The following is a 20,710-nucleotide window of genomic DNA, read 5'->3' on the forward strand; positions in this document are numbered from 1 at the left end:
GCCACCCATCGCCGCCTGCCCCCGCAGGAGGGCTGTATTCTTCCCGCGGGGGCCATGGGAGCGGACGATGTCGATGGCGCGCGGCACCTGGCGGTATCGCAGAACACCCATCGGAAGGCAGCCAACGCATCCACTACAAGGGTAAATCCAGAATGTACAGGCAGATTGCAGGTGCCATGATCTTGTCGTGCGTGTGCACGACCGCCATGGCTGATCATGGATTCGAGCTGGTCTCCGCGATCGCTCCCGCGGGGATCGACGCCAAGGCGGTGGCGGTAGGCGACGTGACCGGTGACGGCCTTGACGATGTGCTCGCGCTCGGCGGCGGCCAGTCCCACTTCCGGAACCGCGTCATCCTCTACGCACAGATCGCGAACGGCTTCGCGCCGCCTGTCGCGATCGACTACCACCCCGAGCCGACCGACTACTACGCCGCGGGCAAGGGGCTTGCGCTGGCTGACCTTGACGGTGACGGCGACCTCGACATCCTCGTGCCCTACGGTGACTACCCGAGCAGCGAGCTGGCCGTGCTCCGCAATGACGGCGGCGCATTCACGGTGGACGCATTTTCCACGACCGAAGTGCTGCGCGAAATGAGGTTCACCGATGTCAACGGCGATGGCCATCTGGACCTTGTGGGCAACGACAACTACGGCAACATCGCCATCCTCCACGGCGACGGCGAAGCCGGGTTCGGCCAGATCACCTGGCACGGATACAACGCCTACCCCTCGATGTTCCAGCTGGCCGATATCGATGGCGACGGCAGGGAGGACCTCGTCTACCACGCGTGGGACGTGTTCCAGGTCCGTCGCAACGAGGGCACGGGCTTCGCCGAGTCGCCCCGCACCCTGGTCCGGGCCAGCTTCGATGACCGGTTCGCGGTGGCCGACTTCAGGGGCAACGGCCGCATCGACCTCGCGCACGCTGTGGGGTCCTGGCCGACGTACTCGGTCGTCCTCCACCTGCAGGGCAATGACGGCGCGTATCGTCTGAAGCAGCCCCTTGGTGGTGGGAGACTGGTCAGCGTCGACGAAGTGCTGGCCACTGACCTGGATGGCGATGGCCACCAGGACGTGCTGGTCTTCACCCGAAGTTTCGACCAGGCATTGGTCGTCCGACTCGGGCGTGCCGGCGGTGGATTTTCTCCCGCGGTCACGCACGAGCTGGGCAACACCGCGAGCTACGCCCTTGGCGACGTCAACGGCGATGGCGAGAGGGACATCGTGCTGCGCGACGCCAGCGGAGGCATCTCCTACAGGGCCGGCCGCAATTCATCACTGGGGACCGACCTTGCGGTGTTCACCGGCCTCAACGCAGGCGCGGCGGCGATACGCGTGGAAAACCGCGGCACCTTGCAGGCCGCGGCCTACAAGTTGACCTTCCGCCTCGAACCGCGCCTCGGGTCGGTCAGTGGCGGCACCCTCCCGGGCGACTGCACGTCCCAGGCCTGGAACGGCTCCCTCGCGATCACCTGCCAGATGCCGGCGCTCGCAGCGGGCGCGCATCACGAGCGCCAGTTTCCCTTCGTCCTCACCACCTCGGCCGCGCAGACCATGGTCACGGGCACCGCGCGCGTGCTTTACGACTGGCCCGAACTCCGCACGGACAACAACGTGGCGAGCAAGCGGGTGCTGTTCGAAGCGTCGCTCCCTCCCCCACTGTCCCACCCACACCAAGTGAAGAGGAGTCAGAAGCGGTAGTTCATGCCCATCGCAAGCCCACGGCACGGTGCCCGGTGGGGTGGCCGCGGCGCTGGTTACGATTGATGGCAAGCGTCGCTGCCGCCACGCCCTGCCCCTGAGGACTACGCATGGATCGTCGCCGCTTCCTTGGCGTGACTGGAGCAGCCGCCGCGTCGCCGATGTTGGCCGCACTGGGCACTTCCCCCGTGGCAAACGCCACCGCAACATTGTTCAAGCGCGTGAACTTCGCGTCCGACGGGCTTGGGCTCAGCCCCGCCGAGTACGCAGCACTGCTGGGCGAGGTCGTGGCGGAGGACGGCTTAGAACCCGACTACTACTCACAGGGCGGCGTCATCCGTGAGCTGGAACGCAAGTTCGCCCGGCTGCTCGGCAAGGACGACGCGATCTACCTGCCCACCGGAACGCTCGCGAACCACCTCGCGGTGCGCAAGCTCGCCGGGGACGATCGTCGCGTGCTCGTGCAGGCAGAAAGCCACTTCTACAACGACAGCGGCGACTGCGCGCAGACCCTGAGCGGGCTGAACCTCGTGCCCCTGGCCGAAGGAAGCAGCACCCTCCCCGTCGAAGACGTGAAGGGCTGGCTGGCGCGCTCCGAGAGCGGCCGGGTCGAGACCCGCGTCGGCGTGATCGCGATCGATCGACCAGCGCGGGAGTGCGCCCGATGACACCCGCATAACGGACGCGGGCGTACTCAGGCGTCTCCTCCACCGGACACAGGGAAGAGCCATGAAGATCGTGACCAGCCTGAGCTTCCAGGGGCAATGCCGCGAAGCGTTCGAGTTCTACGCCAAGGTGCTGGGCGGCAAGATCACCGCCGCGATCCCCTACGCCGATGCGCCGCCGGACATGCCGATCAGCGGCGACAAGTACAAGACCTGGCTGATGCACTGCTGGCTCGAGGTCGACGACCAGGCCCTGATGGGCGCCGACATGGACGTCGAGTGGGCGCCCAATGTCGACAAGCCCAAGAACGGCTTCGACGTCACCGTGCACACCGATGACATCGACAAGGCGCGGCGCTGGTTCGAACAGCTGTCCGAAGGCGGCAAACAGGTGATGCCGTTCGAGGCGACCTTCTGGTCGCCAGGCTACGGCGCCCTGGTGGACCGCTTCGGCGTGCCGTGGATGGTCAACACCGTACCGGCCGCGGACTGGACCCCGCAGCCATGATCGCCAAGAACACCATCTGCGTGTGGTACGACCGCGACGCGCTCGATGCCGCCAACTTCTACGCCCAGACCTTCCCCGACAGCGCCGTCACCGCCGTCAACCGCGCGCCCGGCGACTACCCGTCCGGCAAGGAAGGCGACGTGCTGACGGTCGAGTTCAGCGTGTGCGGCATCCCCTGTCTTGGCCTCAACGGCGGCGACACGTTCAAGCACAGCGAAGCGTTCTCGTTCCAGATCGCCACGGAAGACCAGGCCGAGACCGACCGCCTATGGGACGCGATCGTCGGCAACGGCGGCCAGGAAAGCGAATGCGGCTGGTGCAAGGACAAGTGGGGCATCTCCTGGCAGATCACCCCGCGCGTCCTGACCGAGGCCTATACAGGCCCGGACCGCGCCGCCGCCAAGCGCGTGTTCAACGCCATGATGACCATGCGCAAGATCGATGTCGCCGCGATCGAGGCCGCGCGGCGGGGCTGAGTCGCCGTCCTACATGGGGCCTGCGGCCCCATGCAGGAAGAAGTCAGAAGCGGTAGTTCATGTCCAGGAACCAGGTCGAGCCGATCTCGAGGCCAGCGCGAAACATGTCGTGGTTCGGGCCAATCGTGCGCCCGCGGCTCTTGCTGAAAATGTTCCGCCCGCTGAGTCGAAGCTGCAGGTTGGAGCTCACGTTCCACTTCGCGGTCAGGTCGACCGTGGTCAACGGCTGGATCCAGAGCGTGTCCCAAGGATTGGCGTCGAAGCTTTCAAGGTACTTGCCTTGGTGGTTGACCGCCAAACGCAGTTCGGAGCCCTTGTTGAAGCTCCAGAACACCGCGGCGTTGCCGGCAAATTTCGACTGGTACTGGAGCTGGTCGATCTCGTGGATCCCTTCCCCGTAGATATAGGAGGACTTGCCGTCGATCCACATCATGTTGACGGAAGCGCCCAGCGGTGCCAGCGCGTGATGCAGACCCCCGAAGCTGCTGTGGATCACACCCAGCTCCAGGCCCTTGTAGGTGGTGTCTTCACCATTGATCGGCGAGGTCACTGTCCAGGTTTCATCCTCGATGGTTTCCTGCCACGACATGTTGAGGATGTCGTCGCTGATGTCCTTGTAGAAGCCGGTCAGCGTGACCATTCCCAGACCCTGGTGGAAGTAGTACTCCATGCCCAGGTCAAGGTTGGTTGATTGCCGTGGCTTGATACCGGCGTTGCCGCGCGAGACGGTGAATTCCTCGTCATTGAAATTCTCGACTGTTGCGATCATTTCCGGGTTGGCGCGGCCAAGGGTCTTCGACGCCGATGCCTTGATGCGGAAATCCGGCGACAGCGACCAGATCACGTTGAGGTAAGGAAGGACTTCGGTGTCACTGCCCGACGCGAACGCCTTGCCGGGCTGGACCACACCACCGGCCACGCTCGCCATTTCCGCATCGAACTCGGCACGATCCAGGCGCAGGCCGCCACTGACGCGAAAGTCATCCGTGGCGTACACGCCATTCACGTAGCCGGCGAGAACTTTTTCGCGGTATCGGTAATCGTTCGCCAGAGAGTTGTAGAGGGACGTTTCCTCGTCAATCTCCATGCCGGGGATCACGTTCTTCCAGAACTCGTCCGCATCCAGCCAAAGCGCCGGCCAGCTGTATCCGGGAGTGTCGAAGTCTGGAGTGAAAGCCAGTCCCTCCAGCGTCACTTGGCCCCTTGCATATTGGGTGGCGGTGTTGTCGCGCTCCATATCCCAGACCCGGTAGTTGAGGCCCGTTGAGAAGCCCCAGCCCCTATCTTCAGAGCCATCGTTGAAGCCGTAATCGACCTTGGCTTCGGTGACATAGGAATTGGCTTCGCGCCGGTCCTTGTACACGTTCCAGTTGGTGAACTTGCCGGGATCAAGCAGGGCGCCACCATCGTCAGGAACGAAAATGTGGCCCGGGTCTGCAAGGTCGTAGCTGAGCCGGCCTGCGTTCTGGACACGGAACGCCGAGAACGGACGGTCAGACCGGTACCACGCCTTGGACCTGCCCAGATTCGCGCTGAGCCGGCCCTTGTCCGCGAGATCCCATTCAACCCGGCCCTGGATGCCCATCTGGTCGCGGTTGAAGTCGTTGAAACGCCACTGCGTGTCGGCGGCGCGAATATTGGCGGTTCCAGTATTTTCCGTCTGGTCGCGGTGCTGGTCGAGGGTGACAATCCGGTTGCTGTTCCGCGTCTCCTGCTCGTCGGACAGATAGGCAAAGCCGAACAGTGAGGCGTTGAACCGCTCGTTCGGCCTCCAGTCCAGTTTCACGGTGCCCCCGTGCTTGGTGAATACGTTCGTGTAGCTGTGGGCGGTAAACCCGTCGGGGGCGCCGATGCCGTTCCAATCCGCGGAGTCCGGTGTGGTGATACTGCCGGCGTCGTTGTAGTACATGCGGTTCGGGATCGCGTTGTTGGACTGGGTCCGCGGGCGCTGCTCATAGACGCCGGTCACCAGCAGACCGATGGTGTCGTTGGCAAAGGTCGGCGCCCAGGCGAGCCTCGCTGAACGGCCCCAGGGGGAACTCACCCCGTCGCGGCCACCCCTGTTGTCGTCGGGCACATCCATATAGGTGGAGTAGCTGGTGCCCAGCGTCGCGTTGACCAATGGCTGACCCATGTCGAACGCGCTGGACGGCACGATGTTGATCAGGCCGGCAAGCGCGCCGGCGTCAAGCTCGGGCGAGAGCGTCTTGAAGGCCTGGAGCTGCTGCACGGCGTTGGTCGGGATCACCTGCAGGTTGACCTTGCGGGTGCCCTCACCGTGGTCGCCAGTGGTGGCAATCGTCAGGCCGTTGATGGTGACCGGGACAAAGTCGGGGTGGGAGCCGCGGATCGAAGCGAACTGTCCGATGTCATCGTTGTACACCGTGGTCACGCCGGTGATGCGACGCAGCGACTCGGCGATGGTGAGGTCGGGCATTGCACCGATCTCGTCGGCGGACAGGGAGTCCACGATCGCGACCGCTTCGCGCCGGGTGTCGATCTCTTCCTTGGCCTGCATCCGCGAGCCGACCACCACCAAGGTGTCCAACTGGGTGGCCGTGGCCTCGGCGCCCGTCTCCTGGGCGGCTGTGGGGAGCACCACCGAGGTCATGGCGGTTGCCAATGCCAGGGTCAGGGCGCGGCGCCGCGGTGTGTTCTGAGGGGCGCGATGGAACGTGCGCGAAGCAAGAGCGGACATCTCGAATATCTCCATTGAACAGCCGTGACGGCCGCACGGCAGCGGCCGCCACAATCCGGCGGGGTTGGGTAACGCGTGTGGGGTGGTGCCTTGCGTTCCGGGTCTACTCGCCGGCGCCCTGGAACCGCCCGTGGAAATCGGCCAGCCCGATCTCGAACTCGTCGCGCGCAAGGAACTCGGCGTCACTCAGCTCGGCCCGCCTTTCGCCGGCCTTGTACCAGGGCGCGTACTCGGGGATCTCGGAGCTGAGCTTCCCGAAGTGCGTGGAGTAGGTGCGCACGTTGACGCTTGGCTGCGGACTGTCGAGATCGAAGGTCAGCAGGCGCAGCCACCCGTCACCGGTCTGGGTGTTTCCCGGGTACTTGCCGTCCGGGTCGTGCGACCTCGCCACCTGTGCACGCGGCTGATAGTCGGCGAGCATCTGGTGCACTTCATGGCCCTCGTCGTTGTAGTCGACACCGTAGCCCTGTCCCCCGATGTGACCGCTGAGAACAAGAAAAATCTGGTCGTGCTGGCTGATGAAGTCATCCCAGACCATTTGCGGATTGTTGTCGACCGGATCCAGCAGGCTCATGTCCAGCGAGCCGCCCACCGCATGCTCGCCGTCGCGGTTGGTGTACTTGTGGGTGGTCACGATCGTCGGCAGTCCAGGGTTCTGCTTGATGACCCTGCGGGCCCAGGCAAGCGAGCTGTCGGGCGCGTCGTACTGCAGACCGATATGCAGGAACCTGCACTCCCCAGCGGTGAAGACCTGGGCGCTGTCGGCGCCGCCGTCGTTGGACGCGATGTACCAGGGCTGGTCGCGGAAGAAGTCGGACTCCGCCGAAAGAACCGAGAGGAAGCCGGTCAGACCGCCGAAGTGACGGATCTCCGGCGCCATCGGGTCGGCCTCGGGCAGGGGCGGATGTGCCGGGTCGGTCCAGACCGCGTCGTAGTCGTGATTGCCCGGGACCACCGAGAACGGCAGCGCGCCGGCGATGATCTCGAAGCCTTTCACCGCCGTCGGGATCTCGTGGTTCCGGACCTCTTCGGGATAGAGGTCCGGCTTGCCGCCAGTGACCGAATCGGGCGCCGCCTTGAAGCCCCGCGCCGCGTGGCCCGGATCAATGCGCGTGACGCGGTTCTGCCAGATGTCGCCGACGTGGGTGGCGAACACGATATCGCCGCCGTTGCTCCTGGCGTTGTCGGCGATGTACTGCATCTGCTCGAAGTACAGCTCAGCGGCGTCGATCGGGAAGCCGTGGGACTTCTGGTGGCTGAAGTCCATGTAGTTCTGGGTGTCGGGGATGACGGCGATGGTGAACTCGCCGCACTGGCCCTGCCGGTACTCGCTGGCCGATGCATGGAACGAAAGTGTGGCTGCCAAGGCAGCGGTGGCCAGGGCCACGCCAACGGGCAGGCGCGCAGGCCGGATGCTTTTCAGGAGCGTCATTCAAATCACTCGGGTGGGAAGGATGCGCCGAGTGCTGTCATCGATGCACATGCCCCCATGATCAGGAAGGGGATGATCGGATGCGGCGGAGACTCCTTCTCCTGCGTCACTTGGCAAGCGCAGCATTGAACGCAATGAACATTGCACACGCATGACTCGCGCATTACCTGGCCTGGCTTCGACACCTCTCGTGGCCCCGGGGTGCCCTGGAGAACGGGCTTGGCGGAAAGGACGGCGTCAGCGCCGGTGGGTTTACTTCCGATCCGGCAAACGGCTCCGTCCCGCGGAGCGGACGCAGCAGCGTCAGGCGTCGACCACCATCCCGTCCCTGGCGGATCTTGAAGACCCGCAGCGGCCTGCCGTCGTCCAGCCGCAGCTCCATAGCATCCTGCAGCTGTTGCACTTGCTCCAGGCTGCCGCACAGGTCTCGGCCGCTGCCGCGATCTCGGCCTCGAACTCGTCGCCGAAATCGTTGGAGGGCCACTCACCGCGGCCGGCCATCTCATCCACGCGGGCCAGCGCGCGCTCGCGCAGGCGCTCAAAATCGCGCGCCTGGCGCCGGTTGCCGGTCAGCGCCGCGTTCACCTCGCCCAGCGCATCGAAGGCGATCCCGGTGGCCTCGCAGCTGACGGCCGCGATCTCAGGCAGCATGCCGCGCACGCCGGACTCTATCGCTTGCAATCGCGCGGCATCGGCTTTCGACACGGCACGAGGCTTGCCGTCCACGCGGAGCGTGCCGTCGCTGATCTCGACCAGCCCCGGAAGCGTGACCTCGGCGTCGTCATCAGCCTCCAGCCGCAGCCCGCCTGCACCGATTTCCAGTCCGTAGGCGCTGTCGATGCTGCAGCTGTCCCCGATCGCGCCGGACTGCAGGCGGTCTCCCGCCAGGGCGGGGAGCGATGCGCCCGTGGACAACCCCGCGCGGCAGCACCGCGTGTGAGCTCGTCGCACGCCACATCGCCCTTCGCCAGCAGCAAAGGTGCCTCCTCCGCTTCACCGGCGGAGAAGCTGCAGGCAAGCCACCGGCAAGGAAGAACATGGGTGCACCTCGGGGGGCTAGCGTGGAGCGTGCCCTGAGCAACGCCGCAAAGAGGTTTTCACCGAGCGATCCATGGCTGTGCGTTGCGGTGGCGCATACCCAAGGACGAGCAGAATCAAACGCTACGTTTGGTGTCACGGTTCCAGTGGCACCTGGCATGGCGTGCATGCTTGATCGTGCTCAACCCCTTTCAATTCCGTCACTTCGATTCTGACTATCGAACAGCTGCTCAACCACACGCTCATCTGCCTCGTGGCGAGCTAAAAGCTGCTCCCCACGCTGGGTGAACGCAACCCCCTTGGGGGACTGTGCAAACTCCTGCAAGATCCGACTCACGTCTGCGTCCTCTCCTACTGCAACAGCGGCGAGCACGCGATTGAGGTACGGGCTATCGAACGGGCTCGCGGGTGCTCGTACGGATCCTTGGCGCTCACGCTCTGGAGCTAGGCCTTGATGCAAGCCAGCAGTCTCCAAAGGTTCTCCTGTGCACCCCTCATCCATACGTTGGAGGAGCGTGTCAGCAAACTCCCGGCCTCGTCCGTTCATGGCATGTCTGATCTCGTCTGGAGTCGTCGCCATGTCCGCGCGCGGAGCCGGCACTCGGGGATCGACACGCAACAACGTCACGTGCACGCCACTTTCGTTGATTGTCAACTCGGTCGTGCCGTCGCCATTCCGCACGCGCGCCAAGCTGGCTGGATCGATTCGACGCCACTGCCCGTCGATGAAAGCCTGTCCTTGGCCGTTACGATTCCAATGTACGAAGTCATTGCCCGAAACATAGAAGCCCGCCTGCCGGCTCCCGTTAGCCTGCGGCTGTGGGTTGCCTTCGGCTAGCGACGCGCCCCTGTCGAGTGCTGCAATGAACCTACGTGAGGCTTCCGGTGTGAGGAACAGGGATCGCATCGTGTCGTATTCAAAGCCGAGATCAGGACTCGCCGTGTCAGGACGGTGAGCCGCCACCGGCCCGATCAGCGGATCGGCTGTTTTGGTAGCCGTCCAGTAGATTCGCGAGCCACTTCCGGATGCTGGCCAAGATCGATCTGTAGCGTGCCGAATGAGTAGCCGCTGTTGGCCACTGGCTCCATGCGTCCGCCTGCCCTGACGTTGCCAGCAAAGCTCAAGCGGTAGGCAACATCACGACCTGCAACGCTGCCTTCCGAACTCACCCCTACAGCGAAGTAGGCGGCCGCTCGCAGCTCATTCAAGGTAAGAGGATTCGGGTCCGTCATGATCCATCTCCTTATGGGTCATTCGCTACTTGCCGTCTGAAAGGCAGTTCTCCACCCAAGGTTGCGCCTGCAATGCATCCCACTCGCCTTGCTGGGTGGGCACTGCCCGATAGTCGGCGAGACATGCGCCATCCGCGGCTGTCAGATCGCCGAGATTGCCGTCGCAGAGCCGCAGTGGCTTGTCGATACCTTGCCATCCGTCTCCGCATTCCGTATCGGTCTCGGCGCCTGGACGACCACACACTTGGGTGCGGCGCGCTTCGTTCGAGGATGTTGCGCGAGCTACGACCCTGCCTTCATACACTTTGCCGGACGCGAGGTAAGACCAGGTCCCACAGATGCGATCGGCGCGCTGCACCAGCAGGTAGCGGCTGCATTCCTCACTCGATGCCACGCCTTCGCATGACTCCCACGCACCAGCGAAGGGCGTCTCGGTTGGCACTTCCGCGGTCCCCAACCCGGCACACGCCGCAAGACCCAGCAGCGCCATCATTCCCAGTACACGCATCCAGAATCCCTCCCGGCGAGCGTTCCACATTACGCCTCGCTCAGCGAGCTTACAAAGCTTGCGGCGAAACGCGCTTTACGTGACAGCGTGCGAGAACCTGTGTCCTCCGCCGCCACGGTTCGGCCGATCCGGCATGCGGAGTCCCCGCTTCCACGCGCTGCTGCAGTCACTCCAAGTCACTTACGCGCCTCAATCCAGCACCCCGGCAAACGGCTCCGGCCCATCGATATCCACCCCCAGCACCCGCGCCATCCCCTCCTCGCTGCGGTCGGTGGTGAACTCCACCCACAGCGGCAGGTGGTCGCTCACGCGCGGTGAGACCTGGGCGTTGGACAGCTCCTGGTACACCGCGCCGGCGAAGTCGATGCCGCCGGCGCGGCCGCTGGGCTTCAGGCCGAAGTCCTCGCCCTGGAACCAGGCGATCTGGTCGTAGTGCTTGGCGGTCTTGCCGGTCGTGGTCTTGACCGCCTGCAGCGGCACCGGCACCCACAGACCGGTTTCGACGAAGGCGTCGAACAACGGGTTGCCCTGGCGCTTGTCGATATTGAAGTCGCCCAGCACCAGCAGGTTCGGCTCCTCCCGGCTCTGCCCGGCCCGCGCCCGCGCGCGCAGCTCCTGCGCGGTGAAGCGGGCGATGCGCTGCAGCTCGGGCAGGCGGTCGGCGGGCACGCTGCCGTAGCGGATGTGGGCCGTGAGCAGGGTGAAATGCTCGTTGGCGGCGCGGAAGCCGGCGATGAAGGGCGTGCGGTCGAACTGTTCGGGCAGGCCCTCGGGCGTGGGCGGCAGCACGATCTCGCCCGCCAGCCCCGACAGCACCACGCGGCGGGTGTCGTACAGATAGGCCAGCCGCTCGGAGTTGCCCTTGTCGCCGCCGCTGACGTCGGTGAGCAGCACCGCCCAGTGCGGCCCGAGGAAGTGCGTCATCAGATGGCGCAGCGCGGTGGTGTCGCGCAGGACCTCCTGCAGGGCGATCACGTCGAAGCAGCGGACCACCTCGGCGATGACGGCCAGCGCCCGCAGGTTGCGCTTGGGGCTGCCGGGATTCTCCGACCAGTCGGGATGGAAGCCGCCGAACTTCTGGATGTTCCAGGTGCCGACGATGACGTTGGCGTCGGTGCGGCGCGGCGGCAGGCCGGCATGGGCGATTCGGCGGCGAAGGCGGACGATGTCCTGGATGGCGGCGACGGAGTACTGGGCGTGGTCCATGGCTGGCTCCTGCGCCTGCGGCGCTCCAGTTGGACAACGTGCCGACAGACGGAAAGTGGCCGCCTGTTTGAATCGCGCAAAACCACGGCAACGTGACCGGCGAGGTGGGCGCGGCGTTGGTTATGCTTTATGGCAGGCGTCGCTGCCGCCACGCCCTGCCCTGAGGACTACACATGGATCGTCGCCGCTTCCTTGGCGTGAGTGGAGCTGCCGCCGCGTCGCCCATGTTGTCCGCACTGGGCATACCTGCCACGGCAAACGCCACCGCGACATTGTTCAAGCGCGTGAACTTCGCGTCCGACGGGCTTGGGCTCAGCCCCGCCGAGTACACAGCACTGCTGGGCGAGATCGTGGCGGAGGACGGCTTCGAACCCGACTACTACTCACAAGGCGGCGTCATCCGTGAGCTGGAACGCAGGTCCGCCCGGCTGCTCGGCAAGGACGACGCGATCTACCTGCCCACCGGAACGCTGGCGAACCACCTCGCGGTGCGCAAGCTCGCCGGGGACGATCGTCGCGTGCTCGTGCAGGCGGAAAGCCACTTCTACAACGACAGCGGCGACTGCGCGCAGACCCTGAGCGGACTGAACCTGGTGCCCCTGGCCGAAGGAGGCAGCACCCTCCCCATTGAAGACGTCGAGCGCTGGCTGGCGCGCTCTGACAGCGGCCGGGTCGAGACCCGCGTCGGCGTGATCGCCATCGAATCACCGATGCGACGGCGCCACCACGAAATGGCCGACTTCGACGAACTCCGCCGCGTCAGCAGCCTCGCCCGCGAACGCGGCATCCGCCTGCATCTGGACGGCGCACGGATGTTCAACCTGCCGCTGCATTCGGGCAAGAGCCTCCACGAATACAGTGCGCTGTTCGATACCGTGTACGTCTCGCTTTGGAAGCACTTCAACGCCGCCTCCGGGGCGATCCTCGCCGGGGATGCCGGCTTCATCGAGGGGCTGTACCACCAGCGGCGCATGTTCGGCGGCGCCCTGCCCCATGCCTGGCCAGCGGCCGCGGTAGCCCTGCGGTTCGTCGACGGCTACCTGGAGGACTACGCCAAGTCCTGGCAGGTCGCTGATCGGTTGATTGCACTGCTGCAGGACGACAGCCGGTTCTCGTTCGAGAAGCTTCCAAACGGCACCAGCCGTTTCTTCATGACGGTGACCGGGGTAGGCGCTGACCTGCTCCGCGAACGACTCGCGAAGCAGGATGTCGTGCTGTCCTACGGCCACCCGGACAGCGGCAGGTTCGCGATGCAGGTCAACCCGACGCTGCTGCGGGTATCGGCGGAAACGCTGGCAGGGAAGTTCATCAGTGCGGCTGGTGGTCGAGCAGGTTGATCCGGGCGAGGACGGCGCATCGGAAACAGCCGTCAGGCGACCACGCTGCGGCGCGAGACCCAGGCATGGATCAGCCCGGCCTGGAAGAACTGGACTGGCGTGTCGAAGCCGCCGGAAGCGATGATGGATGCCACCTCCGCCGGCGGCAGGACCGCCACGTCCCGGGTGTAGGCGACGCGGGCGCGTTCGATGGCCTCTGCCGGCACCTCCGCCGCGGACATCATCCGCAGCCAGGCCGGCAGCAGCACCCCGTAAGCGGGCGAAGCCACGTCGGAGGCGAGGTCCGAACTCGCCAGCAGGCCGCCGGGGCGCAGGCGGGCGGCGATGTCGGCGAAGAAGCGCACGCGCTGCACGCGGTCGACAAGGAACTGCGACACCAGGAAACAGGTGGCGGCGTCGTAGTTCGTCCCGGCCGGCAGCGAGTCGACGAAGCCTTCGTGGAAGTGGCAGCGATCGGCGAATCCCTCCGCCGCGGCGCGGGCGCGGCAGGCCTCGAGCATCCGGCCCGATGGCTCCAGCGCGGTAAAGGTCCACTTCGGGAACGCCCGCGCCAGGTGCGCCATTTCCACCCCCGTGCCCACGCCCACGCACAGCACCCGTGCATCGGCAGGCAGCCCGGCGAGCATGGGATCGAGCAGGAAGTAGAGGCAGTCGCGGATGGCGACGGTGCGCGACCACTGCTGGTCGTAGCCCGGCGCCTGCTGGTCGAACAGTTCGACGATCTGAGTGGCATCCATGCGGGCGACTTTAACCGCCCGCAGGCTACAGCCGGAACCGACCGGGGGTCGGGCTGGGCGGGTGCGAATCGCGCACGCAAAACCCGCAGCCTGGTGTCGGGACGGCTGGGCTATTCTCCAGTCGGGGAACGAGGAGCAGGCGTTGAACGGATCAGCCAGGAAGTGCGCCTGCGCGAAGACGCGCGCGCGCAGGCCGTGGCGGATGCGCGCGAGAAGGCAGGCGGCCTGGCGACGGCGTTTGGCGGGCGACTCGGGCCCGTGTACAGCATCAACAGCCTGAACTCGATGCAGTCGGATGGTTACGGGAACACCACGCTGGATCGCATCCAGGTCACGGGCTCACGCATGGACAGCGGACGCTACCTGCAGCCGACGATCGAATTCACCGAGCGGGTGTCGGCGGTGTTCGAAATTTCGCGGTGAGGCCGGGTGCAGGTGTTTGGGCAAGGCGGGCCGATGCCCGCCTCCCCGGTGACGGTCAGTCGTCCCGCGTGCAGCCCAGCGAGACCCGGGCATGCGAATAGCCGGTCGCCGGGTCGATCCATTCATCGAGGACGGTGATGTCCTGGTCGGACTGGCCCCAGCTCAGGTAGCACTGCCTGTCGGCGTCGCGCCACGCGTTGTCGATCGCCTCTTCGGCGCTGCGACCGTAGGACTCGCCGATCACCTGGATGTAGTGCCGCGCAGCCATCGCGTCCGCGCTGTAGCCGGCGGCCATCAGGACGACCGCCGCAGAAAGGGTCCACTTGTTCATCGCACGCTCCTTGCCTGGTTGGGAGCCTCACCCTAATCCAGCGCGAACGGCGCGAACCGTGCACAACGCATGAAATATCGATGACAAGCATGACCCGGATCCCGTTTCCGGCTTCCGGCTCCCGCCCGCGTGTGAGCCATGCTGGAGAACAGACCGTGGCCAGGAGCACGCTTCCAGCGCGGGACGTATTCGAATGGAGCTGGGGTCTACCCTACCTGTTGCGTGCCCATGCCCGCCGCGAACATGGGACACCCCACACCGGTCGAATATCTGCCATGTACGACATCCTCATGACCCCCGACGCAGGGGCGCCAAGCCCGACCACTCCGTCCTGCAATGCGGTCGATGTCGACCAGGCGGTGGACAACGTCCTGGAGGCACAGGGACGCGGCGACCCCACGGCCGTACTGCTGGAGGAGCTTTCCAAGTGCTGCACGCCCGAAGAGGCCAAGGCGATCCTCGACGAACTGCAGCGCCGAGAGCCGGATCGCTGGACCGATATCATCAACACATCCAGCCTCGCCGCCCAAGAAGGCAGCGGCTACCCGCGAAGCGGCATGACCGCCCTTGCCGACGCGATCGCCGCCAAGCACGCGGAAGGTTCGCTCAGCCAGGACGAACTCTATGACGTGTTCGGCCTGGGCATTGGCGGTTTCGGTCCACAGCAGGAGCGGGGCGCACAGATGCTGTTCGGCGCATCCAACAGCCAGGTCATGCAGGATTTCGAGGAGGCGATGGCCACCCAGGCACTGGACACCCTCGCCGGTGCCGATCGCCACCAGGCCGCGCACGGCACCGAGGTACCGATCACCGGTTGGGCGAACATCGTGGTCGCAGGCTTGGGCGGCGACGGACTGAGCCGCCAGGCCCTGTACAACGCCTATGCATCCCCCGAGCGCAGTGCCGCCGAGCGCCAGCACATCCGGGAGCTCCTGGCCGACAAGGATTCCGTTGGCTATGACACACATTCACCCGATGCCCTCGCCGGCCTGATCGTCGCCGTCGCCGAGGCCGGTGGCCCCCGAAGCACCGAGCTGGCCGTGGAGATAGCCAACTGGGCCGGCGACAACCAGGAATACTTCGTCCAGAACGATATCTTCTCCCAGCGCACTTCCGATCCCCGGACCGAAGCCCTGTCGCGCCTGATGATCAGCCATTCCGACGCGATCTTCGACGACCTCACCGACGGTTACGAAAACCCGGACCAGTACGCCGCCGACGACTCCCGGCGCCTCGGCTTCCTGCTCGGCGTGACCGCCTTCAACGGGGACAATGCCTACGGCGAAGCCGTGGCCAACAAGCTCGATGCCTACACCCAGGAACAGGCGGACATCGTGGGCGTGGATCCGCGGTCCGCCGAAGCACAGGACGCACTGGGGCGCCTGGAGATCCTGTCACCCGCCCTGCTGATCGCGCAGGCCATGCCCTTCCTGGGCGACCTGGAATCGAACGAGGCCCGCGTCAACGGCATCCTGCGAATCATCGACACGGTGGTCACCATCGGCAGCCTTGTCCCGACCGGCAAGTTCGCCGACTTCCTCATCGACCTGTACGGCACCGCCGAAGGACTGAGCGATTCCCAGATCGAGGCGGGCCTGAGGGAGTACCTCACCGAGCTGATGTCCGGCTCGCCCGAAGAGATCGAGGCCGGCCTGCAGGAACTGGCGGACATGGTCGATGCGGGCATCCAGGCTGAGTACGGCGACAACCCGGTGGTCGCGGGCGCGATGTCACGCCGCCTGGAGGACACGCTCTACGGCATGTTGCTGGCCATCGCCAATAATGATGTGTCGGGTTATCTGGAGACGCATCACGACGGGTGATGCCGCCGAGCGAACCCCAGACGCACAACGAGCACCTCCAGCATGGAACCCCTGAAGATGCCGTCGGGACAGCTCACTGTCTCCGTGGGTCGACCGGCAGTTCAGGCGTCGATTCCCGCAAAATTTCCATGGATTCGGCATTACGTTTCCGCCATGCCTCCATTTCGGCTGGCGACTGCTGGTGGATCACTGGAGCGCTCGGCCTCGACTGGTACGCATTCGTGCTGCTTCTCCGTGCCGCTTCAGGCCCTGCTCCAGGACTCGAAGGCGCCTCCGCGGGCTGCGTCTTATCAACAGCGGCGGCAGGTGTCGGCGCGATGTTCCGAATGGCTCGCTGAAGAATCGTGCTCCCGAAGTAAAGCAGTGCCAGCGCGAACAGCAGCTTCAGCAAGATCGCCGAAAGCCCAGCCCCGACGCTGCTGGCGATCATTGACCTCCCGCGTCGCTTTCCGCCGTGGCGGATCCGCTCTTCCGCGGCGGAAACAAGCCGCTCCGCCGCATAGACGCCAAAGCTTCCGGCCGTGGTTCCCCAGCGTCTACCGCTGTCCCGGCCCTGCCCCTGCACCGTGCGCTCGAAGCCCTCCATCTGCGGCCCCAGCATCCGCCGGAGAGCTCGCGAGGTCCCGGGCGAGCATCTATCGCGAAAGCCTGAGCGTTCGGGTCTAGCGCGTCACCCGCGATCGTCAGAGGAATCGACCTGAGCTGGCGAGGGCGAGCGCCCAATGGCGATTACCTGGCGCCTGGAGCACCCGCTTCCGGGTGATCTCTACACGAAGTTCGCAGCCGCGGTCAGCCAACGGCCACGCAAGCCACCGTCATCACCGCGGCGGCAGCTCGATCTCTGGAGTCGAATCGCGCAGGATGTCCATGGACTCCGCGTTACGTCGCTTCCACTCCGCGAACTCTTCAGCAGTCGGCTCATGGATGACCGGGACGTCCGCCTGGGCAGTTGCTGCCTCTTCACCGTTTGTGGCCGTCGCCGCTCGCGCGCCCATCGTGGTGGGTGTGCGCGCCGCTGGAATCGCTTTGGCAGCTTTGACCGGCACATTTCGTACGGGCTCCGGCCGACTGCACTGCCACAGCACAAGTGCGGAAAGCGCGAGCAGCGTACCCACCAGCTTGATGCCCTCGTTCCCTGGCCGCGATCTGGCGACCCGGGCACTTGGCCCATCACCAACCGGAATCCATTCCGGCGCCAAACTGGGGGCAGGCACCGCAAGATCGGGGAACCAGCGCCGAACCTCGTCACCATCCACCAGCGCGAGGCGTCTGTCGCCTCGGGCGCTTTCGCGCGCATACGGAGTGAACTCACCCGCATTGACCACGATGGCGCCCGTGGCACCCTGCGTGCACATCACGCCAATCAGCTCGTGCCCCACATTGTGGGTTACCTGAAGTGCGTTCTCGCGCTTACATTGCACGACGATGTACTCGGTGCCACGCCGCAGCTTGAGGTCGATGCCGCCATCGAAATGGGCGCCGCCATGTCCAATCCTCTCTACCTCGTAGCCTAATTCGCGGTAGTGCGTGGCGACCAAGGCTTCGAATGCACCGGGATCCAGTCGCGCCAGCTTGTCGTCGTGAGGGTTGACCACCCGCGGCCGGCCGTATCTTGAGCGAGTGCCTGCCATGATCAGACCGCGAAAGTTTCAGGCCACAGGAAATACGGCCCGAAGCGTGGGCTCAGCCGAAACTCGCCACCCGCATTCCTTCCGGCTTCGGTGAGGTGGTGCTTGCCGTCCTTCATCTCGAGATGACCGCCCGCGACCAGCTTGTCGAGGAACTCGTTGGTCTTGAGTCCCAGCTTGCGCGCCAGCTTTGAGGATGTGACTTTGCCGCCGTCGCCGGCCTCCCCCTCTGCGTCGCCCTGGCTCCCAGGTTCGGTCTTTTCCGCCGGGACATCGATGCTCGCCACACGCTCTAGCGAAATCCTGACCTCGTCGCTGATGCGGATGATCCGCTGTGCTTCCTCGTAGGCGTCGCGATAGAGCTCCGGGTCATCGGAGCGTCGGATCAGGATTCCCATTTCGTTGTTGTTGACCTGGCTGAACTCGTAGAGGTTGAGGCTGGTGACGATGCACAGCTCTTCGTTGAGATAGCACTTGGCGTGCAGGTTCTTGCAGAAGCTGGTGCGCACGTAAGTCTGCTCGCGCAGCCAGCTGATCTCGGCCGGCTGCAGCTCGCTCTTGCCATAGACCATGCGCACATCGATCTTGAGGCGGTTCTTGTCGGCCAGCAGCTCCCTTACCCGGTCGTTGAGCTTCAGGTACGGACTGATCAGGATCAGCCGGTCTTTGGCATCCTTGATGAGCTCCTCGAGAAAATAGTTGGTAGCGCTGGTGTTGAGAAACTTGGCCATGGCCGTTCCTTGGTCGGGGACCACGGGATTCTGCCACCAGCCGTGACCGGGGGGTATGCTCAGCGCGGCCGGCACGCCTTGGAGTCACAGATCACAGTTGGGCGAAAGCGTTACATCCCAGCTACGCGCTGCACCCTGCATCCGCGTCACGAGATCTTCGATCGACCCCCACAGCCGCAGACCGGAGTCGCCCTCGGTCATTGGGCGCAAACCAACAAATTCATGGAATGCGTGGTCCAGATCCGACGGGCCTTCACCCACGGACGTCCAGTGCTCGTCACACAACGCCGGGATACGGACCTGCTCGGCGACGAACTGATCACCCCAGTCCAGACACGCCCGAATCGTCTCCTCGGCCCCGTCTGTGGTTCCAGTCAGCAGAAGACGACCGTTGGTCTTGAAGTTGCCCGCGTCGCGGTAGAGGTACTCAAAAATACAGCGGGACTGCTCCATGTCGGCTTCCATCCATCTCGGGACCTAGAAGTTAGAAGCACTAGATCTCACGGGATGCGAATGTGCGACGGACAGCCCCGCCTCCCCCTCTGAGCGAAGTCGACTAGCTCTGCGTCTAATCGACTCCGGCTGCAGGATGGCAACCCAGTCAGCTAATTCGCGATTACGGCGACGTCAGGCGCCCACAGGCGTCACAGCGCTTGGCCGGGTCAGCCTCATACGGACGCTGCACGGGCGCCGAGGATGGCGTCGAAGGCAGAGGGGCAACTGCAGGTTGCGGCACTTCAAGTTCCGTGTGCGCAACCGCGGGCCCTGCTTCAGATTGGGCGCGTGAGTCCGGTGCGTATTGAGGCGCGTTCGCGACGTGCCCCGAGTCCGGCACATAGATCGCCAGTCCATTACCCGTGCGATTCATGATTGCGGTCGAGAACCCGACACCGTGAACACTGTTGCCGCTTGCCCAAGCATTGCCGCTGCCAATGCTGCCCGCGTACTGACTACCCATGCCCTGCAGCAAGATGCCGTTGGCGCCCAAGGCCGCAGCCTCTTCCTTCATGCGCTCAATGACCGTATTAGTCCGCTGCTGATCTGTGAAGTTCAGAGCACCGCGATTGCTCGCCTCAAGAAGGGCGACTGTCTCGTAGCGCGCCGGAGGCTCGACGTACAGCCTGACTTGTTCGGCGGAGATCGGCTCGCGGGCCTGACCCACCAGCACATGGGACGACGCGCAGCCCGAAAGAACGAGTGCAGCGATAAATGCGATGACGAATTTCATGACGGCTCCTTCCTTGTGAGTCCCAAGGACGCAGCAGGTCCTGTGCCAGACGTTGGGGTCGTCTACAGGCGCGGAAGTACTGAGAAGGTCAGCAACTGCGGCAGAAGCTGACGTTGCGCGCCTACTCGAGGCTCGGATACCGCACAGCCAATGCCTTGGCGATCGTTCCGCGCTCGTCTGGGCTGAGGCGTACTGGCTCCCAGGTCATGAACTCCGCTCCCTTCCCCATGGGAGTGAAGACAATTATCGTGGACCTTTTGCCGGCCTCAGTTCTGGTCACAAACCATCCTGGCAGAGCGACGGCAGCCATGACTGGAACATCACGGCCCAAGGTTTCCCGCAGCTCGCGAGCGACCCAGTGCGCATTCCGAACCGCCTGATCGAGCGGCTTTCGGGTGCGGAAATCTGGGAACACCAATTGATCGCCGTCGAAGGTGACGCGGCAAGCCTCATCGCCTTCCAGATGCTTGGCCTTTCGAAACGACTTTGTCTCTACGACGTAGACGCCGCGCGGCGAGACCACTACATGGTCGATATTGAAGTCATCGCCGGGCAGGTCATGCAATACCGCGCAGCCGTTCGCGACAAGTCGGTTTAACTGCATTCCCGTCACGCGCTCAGCGACAAGTCCATCACTGGCACGATCCCGAGCGAGGAAAGCCCTCACGTAGCCCCAGAACGCGTAGACGAAGACGCCAAGACCAACAACTAGAAACACCGTCTCGGTACCGCCCCACTTGATTGCCGCCCAATCGATTCGAAGGCCTGCCCAAGCCGTGAACATCAGCGGCAGCGCCAAGAACATCAGCATGATGCCGTCAACGACTTGATCGTGATGGTCTGCAATCCGCTTCAGAAGTTGCTGACCAGGCAGGTGACCCAACTTGCGACCCATCAAGGGCGAGCGACGACGCGAGCGTGCCCGAATTGCCTTGAAGGTCAGGGCACAGGCCAGGGCAAGCAGCGTCGAAGCAAAGAACGGAACAAGTCCGAGTAACACACTCC

22 protein-coding genes are annotated in these 20,710 nt (G+C 64.7%); 8 read left to right on the forward strand and 14 right to left on the reverse strand.

What is annotated here, in order from left to right:
• Nucleotides 1-206: 206 nt before the first annotated feature.
• The 4 genes from ACW5E8_RS07555 to ACW5E8_RS07570 all read left to right on the forward strand — a co-directional run bounded on the left by ACW5E8_RS07555 (nt 207) and on the right by ACW5E8_RS07570 (nt 3,352).
• Complete coding sequence (locus ACW5E8_RS07555; protein ID WP_456964849.1) at nt 207-1,703, forward strand: FG-GAP repeat domain-containing protein; 1,497 nt, start codon at nt 207-209, stop codon at nt 1,701-1,703.
• 110 nt (nt 1,704-1,813) lie between these two features.
• A complete protein-coding gene (locus tag ACW5E8_RS07560; RefSeq protein WP_456964850.1) occupies nt 1,814-2,371 on the forward strand; it encodes a beta-eliminating lyase-related protein in 558 nt (185 codons plus the stop codon).
• A gap of 61 nt (nt 2,372-2,432) precedes the next feature.
• On the forward strand, nt 2,433-2,876 hold the full coding sequence (locus tag ACW5E8_RS07565) for a VOC family protein (protein WP_456964851.1): 444 nt from the start codon (nt 2,433-2,435) through the stop codon (nt 2,874-2,876).
• Complete coding sequence (locus ACW5E8_RS07570) at nt 2,873-3,352, forward strand: VOC family protein (protein WP_456964852.1); 480 nt, start codon at nt 2,873-2,875, stop codon at nt 3,350-3,352. Before ACW5E8_RS07565 ends, ACW5E8_RS07570 begins: the two co-directional genes overlap by 4 nt.
• A gap of 43 nt (nt 3,353-3,395) precedes the next feature.
• Here ACW5E8_RS07570 and ACW5E8_RS07575 read toward each other — a convergent pair whose 3' ends face one another.
• The 3 genes from ACW5E8_RS07575 to ACW5E8_RS07585 form a co-directional block, all read right to left on the reverse strand.
• Nucleotides 3,396-6,050: a TonB-dependent receptor gene (locus tag ACW5E8_RS07575; RefSeq protein WP_456964853.1), complete on the reverse strand. Its 2,655-nt coding sequence runs from the start codon at nt 6,048-6,050 to the stop codon at nt 3,396-3,398.
• A gap of 103 nt (nt 6,051-6,153) precedes the next feature.
• On the reverse strand, nt 6,154-7,482 hold the full coding sequence (locus ACW5E8_RS07580; RefSeq protein ID WP_456964854.1) for a hypothetical protein: 1,329 nt from the start codon (nt 7,480-7,482) through the stop codon (nt 6,154-6,156).
• Nucleotides 7,483-7,785: 303 nt separating this feature from the next.
• Nucleotides 7,786-8,397: a DUF2884 family protein gene (locus tag ACW5E8_RS07585; RefSeq protein ID WP_456964855.1), complete on the reverse strand. Its 612-nt coding sequence runs from the start codon at nt 8,395-8,397 to the stop codon at nt 7,786-7,788.
• 673 nt (nt 8,398-9,070) lie between these two features.
• Here ACW5E8_RS07585 and ACW5E8_RS07590 point away from each other — a divergent pair.
• Nucleotides 9,071-9,358, forward strand: coding sequence for a hypothetical protein (locus tag ACW5E8_RS07590; RefSeq protein WP_456964856.1), 288 nt, complete (start codon nt 9,071-9,073; stop codon nt 9,356-9,358).
• A 134-nt stretch (nt 9,359-9,492) separates the two neighbouring features.
• Here ACW5E8_RS07590 and ACW5E8_RS07595 read toward each other — a convergent pair whose 3' ends face one another.
• From ACW5E8_RS07595 to ACW5E8_RS07605, 3 genes are all read right to left on the reverse strand, one after another.
• The gene (locus tag ACW5E8_RS07595) at nt 9,493-9,753 is read right to left on the reverse strand and encodes a hypothetical protein (RefSeq protein ID WP_456964857.1); all 261 of its coding nucleotides are present in this window, start codon (nt 9,751-9,753) and stop codon (nt 9,493-9,495) included.
• Nucleotides 9,754-9,778: 25 nt separating this feature from the next.
• Nucleotides 9,779-10,261 (reverse strand): hypothetical protein, encoded by a 483-nt coding sequence (locus ACW5E8_RS07600; RefSeq protein ID WP_456964858.1) that lies wholly within the window; start codon nt 10,259-10,261, stop codon nt 9,779-9,781.
• Between the two features lie 189 nt (nt 10,262-10,450).
• Entirely contained in the window at nt 10,451-11,467 is a 1,017-nt protein-coding gene (locus ACW5E8_RS07605) for an endonuclease/exonuclease/phosphatase family protein (protein WP_456964859.1), read from the reverse strand.
• 173 nt (nt 11,468-11,640) lie between these two features.
• Between ACW5E8_RS07605 and ACW5E8_RS07610 the strand changes: the two genes are divergently transcribed.
• On the forward strand, nt 11,641-12,804 hold the full coding sequence (locus ACW5E8_RS07610; protein ID WP_456964860.1) for a threonine aldolase family protein: 1,164 nt from the start codon (nt 11,641-11,643) through the stop codon (nt 12,802-12,804).
• Nucleotides 12,805-12,836: 32 nt separating this feature from the next.
• On the opposite strand, the gene ACW5E8_RS07615 is transcribed toward ACW5E8_RS07610, so the two are convergent.
• Nucleotides 12,837-13,541, reverse strand: a complete 705-nt coding sequence (locus tag ACW5E8_RS07615; RefSeq protein WP_456964861.1) for a class I SAM-dependent methyltransferase — start codon at nt 13,539-13,541, stop codon at nt 12,837-12,839.
• 162 nt (nt 13,542-13,703) lie between these two features.
• On the opposite strand from ACW5E8_RS07615, the gene ACW5E8_RS07620 reads away from it, so the two are divergent.
• Nucleotides 13,704-13,964 carry an SIMPL domain-containing protein gene (locus ACW5E8_RS07620; protein ID WP_456964862.1) on the forward strand — a complete coding sequence of 87 codons (261 nt, stop codon included), beginning with the start codon at nt 13,704-13,706 and terminating at the stop codon, nt 13,962-13,964.
• Nucleotides 13,965-14,019: 55 nt separating this feature from the next.
• On the opposite strand, the gene ACW5E8_RS07625 is transcribed toward ACW5E8_RS07620, so the two are convergent.
• On the reverse strand, nt 14,020-14,295 hold the full coding sequence (locus tag ACW5E8_RS07625; protein WP_456964863.1) for a hypothetical protein: 276 nt from the start codon (nt 14,293-14,295) through the stop codon (nt 14,020-14,022).
• A 275-nt stretch (nt 14,296-14,570) separates the two neighbouring features.
• Between ACW5E8_RS07625 and ACW5E8_RS07630 the strand changes: the two genes are divergently transcribed.
• Nucleotides 14,571-16,118: a hypothetical protein gene (locus ACW5E8_RS07630; protein ID WP_456964864.1), complete on the forward strand. Its 1,548-nt coding sequence runs from the start codon at nt 14,571-14,573 to the stop codon at nt 16,116-16,118.
• Between the two features lie 73 nt (nt 16,119-16,191).
• On the opposite strand, the gene ACW5E8_RS07635 is transcribed toward ACW5E8_RS07630, so the two are convergent.
• The 6 genes from ACW5E8_RS07635 to ACW5E8_RS07660 all read right to left on the reverse strand — a co-directional run bounded on the left by ACW5E8_RS07635 (nt 16,192) and on the right by ACW5E8_RS07660 (nt 20,705).
• Complete coding sequence (locus tag ACW5E8_RS07635) at nt 16,192-16,704, reverse strand: hypothetical protein (protein ID WP_456964865.1); 513 nt, start codon at nt 16,702-16,704, stop codon at nt 16,192-16,194.
• Nucleotides 16,705-16,936: 232 nt separating this feature from the next.
• Complete coding sequence (locus ACW5E8_RS07640; protein ID WP_456964866.1) at nt 16,937-17,713, reverse strand: restriction endonuclease; 777 nt, start codon at nt 17,711-17,713, stop codon at nt 16,937-16,939.
• A 38-nt stretch (nt 17,714-17,751) separates the two neighbouring features.
• Nucleotides 17,752-18,477: a phospholipase D family protein gene (locus tag ACW5E8_RS07645; protein WP_456964867.1), complete on the reverse strand. Its 726-nt coding sequence runs from the start codon at nt 18,475-18,477 to the stop codon at nt 17,752-17,754.
• An 84-nt stretch (nt 18,478-18,561) separates the two neighbouring features.
• Nucleotides 18,562-18,930, reverse strand: coding sequence for a hypothetical protein (locus ACW5E8_RS07650; RefSeq protein WP_456964868.1), 369 nt, complete (start codon nt 18,928-18,930; stop codon nt 18,562-18,564).
• 163 nt (nt 18,931-19,093) lie between these two features.
• The gene (locus ACW5E8_RS07655) at nt 19,094-19,705 is read right to left on the reverse strand and encodes a hypothetical protein (protein WP_456964869.1); all 612 of its coding nucleotides are present in this window, start codon (nt 19,703-19,705) and stop codon (nt 19,094-19,096) included.
• Between the two features lie 121 nt (nt 19,706-19,826).
• Nucleotides 19,827-20,705 carry a nuclease-related domain-containing protein gene (locus ACW5E8_RS07660; protein WP_456964870.1) on the reverse strand — a complete coding sequence of 293 codons (879 nt, stop codon included), beginning with the start codon at nt 20,703-20,705 and terminating at the stop codon, nt 19,827-19,829.
• Nucleotides 20,706-20,710: the final 5 nt, after the last annotated feature.

This window comes from Luteimonas sp. A649 (genome assembly GCF_054072735.1).

What these genes read in the sequence shown, in the direction of transcription:
- ACW5E8_RS07555 (WP_456964849.1), top strand. Translation starts at nt 207, where the DNA reads ATGGCTGATCATGGATTCGAGCTGGTCTCCGCGATCGCTCCCGCGGGG.
- ACW5E8_RS07560 (WP_456964850.1), top strand. Translation starts at nt 1,814, where the DNA reads ATGGATCGTCGCCGCTTCCTTGGCGTGACTGGAGCAGCCGCCGCGTCG.
- ACW5E8_RS07565 (WP_456964851.1), top strand. Translation starts at nt 2,433, where the DNA reads ATGAAGATCGTGACCAGCCTGAGCTTCCAGGGGCAATGCCGCGAAGCG.
- ACW5E8_RS07570 (WP_456964852.1), top strand. Translation starts at nt 2,873, where the DNA reads ATGATCGCCAAGAACACCATCTGCGTGTGGTACGACCGCGACGCGCTC.
- ACW5E8_RS07575 (WP_456964853.1), bottom strand. Translation starts at nt 6,050, where the DNA reads ATGTCCGCTCTTGCTTCGCGCACGTTCCATCGCGCCCCTCAGAACACA.
- ACW5E8_RS07580 (WP_456964854.1), bottom strand. Translation starts at nt 7,482, where the DNA reads ATGACGCTCCTGAAAAGCATCCGGCCTGCGCGCCTGCCCGTTGGCGTG.
- ACW5E8_RS07590 (WP_456964856.1), top strand. Translation starts at nt 9,071, where the DNA reads ATGTCTGATCTCGTCTGGAGTCGTCGCCATGTCCGCGCGCGGAGCCGG.
- ACW5E8_RS07595 (WP_456964857.1), bottom strand. Translation starts at nt 9,753, where the DNA reads ATGACGGACCCGAATCCTCTTACCTTGAATGAGCTGCGAGCGGCCGCC.
- ACW5E8_RS07600 (WP_456964858.1), bottom strand. Translation starts at nt 10,261, where the DNA reads ATGCGTGTACTGGGAATGATGGCGCTGCTGGGTCTTGCGGCGTGTGCC.
- ACW5E8_RS07605 (WP_456964859.1), bottom strand. Translation starts at nt 11,467, where the DNA reads ATGGACCACGCCCAGTACTCCGTCGCCGCCATCCAGGACATCGTCCGC.
- ACW5E8_RS07610 (WP_456964860.1), top strand. Translation starts at nt 11,641, where the DNA reads ATGGATCGTCGCCGCTTCCTTGGCGTGAGTGGAGCTGCCGCCGCGTCG.
- ACW5E8_RS07615 (WP_456964861.1), bottom strand. Translation starts at nt 13,541, where the DNA reads ATGGATGCCACTCAGATCGTCGAACTGTTCGACCAGCAGGCGCCGGGC.
- ACW5E8_RS07625 (WP_456964863.1), bottom strand. Translation starts at nt 14,295, where the DNA reads ATGAACAAGTGGACCCTTTCTGCGGCGGTCGTCCTGATGGCCGCCGGC.
- ACW5E8_RS07630 (WP_456964864.1), top strand. Translation starts at nt 14,571, where the DNA reads ATGTACGACATCCTCATGACCCCCGACGCAGGGGCGCCAAGCCCGACC.
- ACW5E8_RS07635 (WP_456964865.1), bottom strand. Translation starts at nt 16,704, where the DNA reads ATGGAGGGCTTCGAGCGCACGGTGCAGGGGCAGGGCCGGGACAGCGGT.
- ACW5E8_RS07645 (WP_456964867.1), bottom strand. Translation starts at nt 18,477, where the DNA reads ATGGCCAAGTTTCTCAACACCAGCGCTACCAACTATTTTCTCGAGGAG.
- ACW5E8_RS07650 (WP_456964868.1), bottom strand. Translation starts at nt 18,930, where the DNA reads ATGGAGCAGTCCCGCTGTATTTTTGAGTACCTCTACCGCGACGCGGGC.
- ACW5E8_RS07655 (WP_456964869.1), bottom strand. Translation starts at nt 19,705, where the DNA reads ATGAAATTCGTCATCGCATTTATCGCTGCACTCGTTCTTTCGGGCTGC.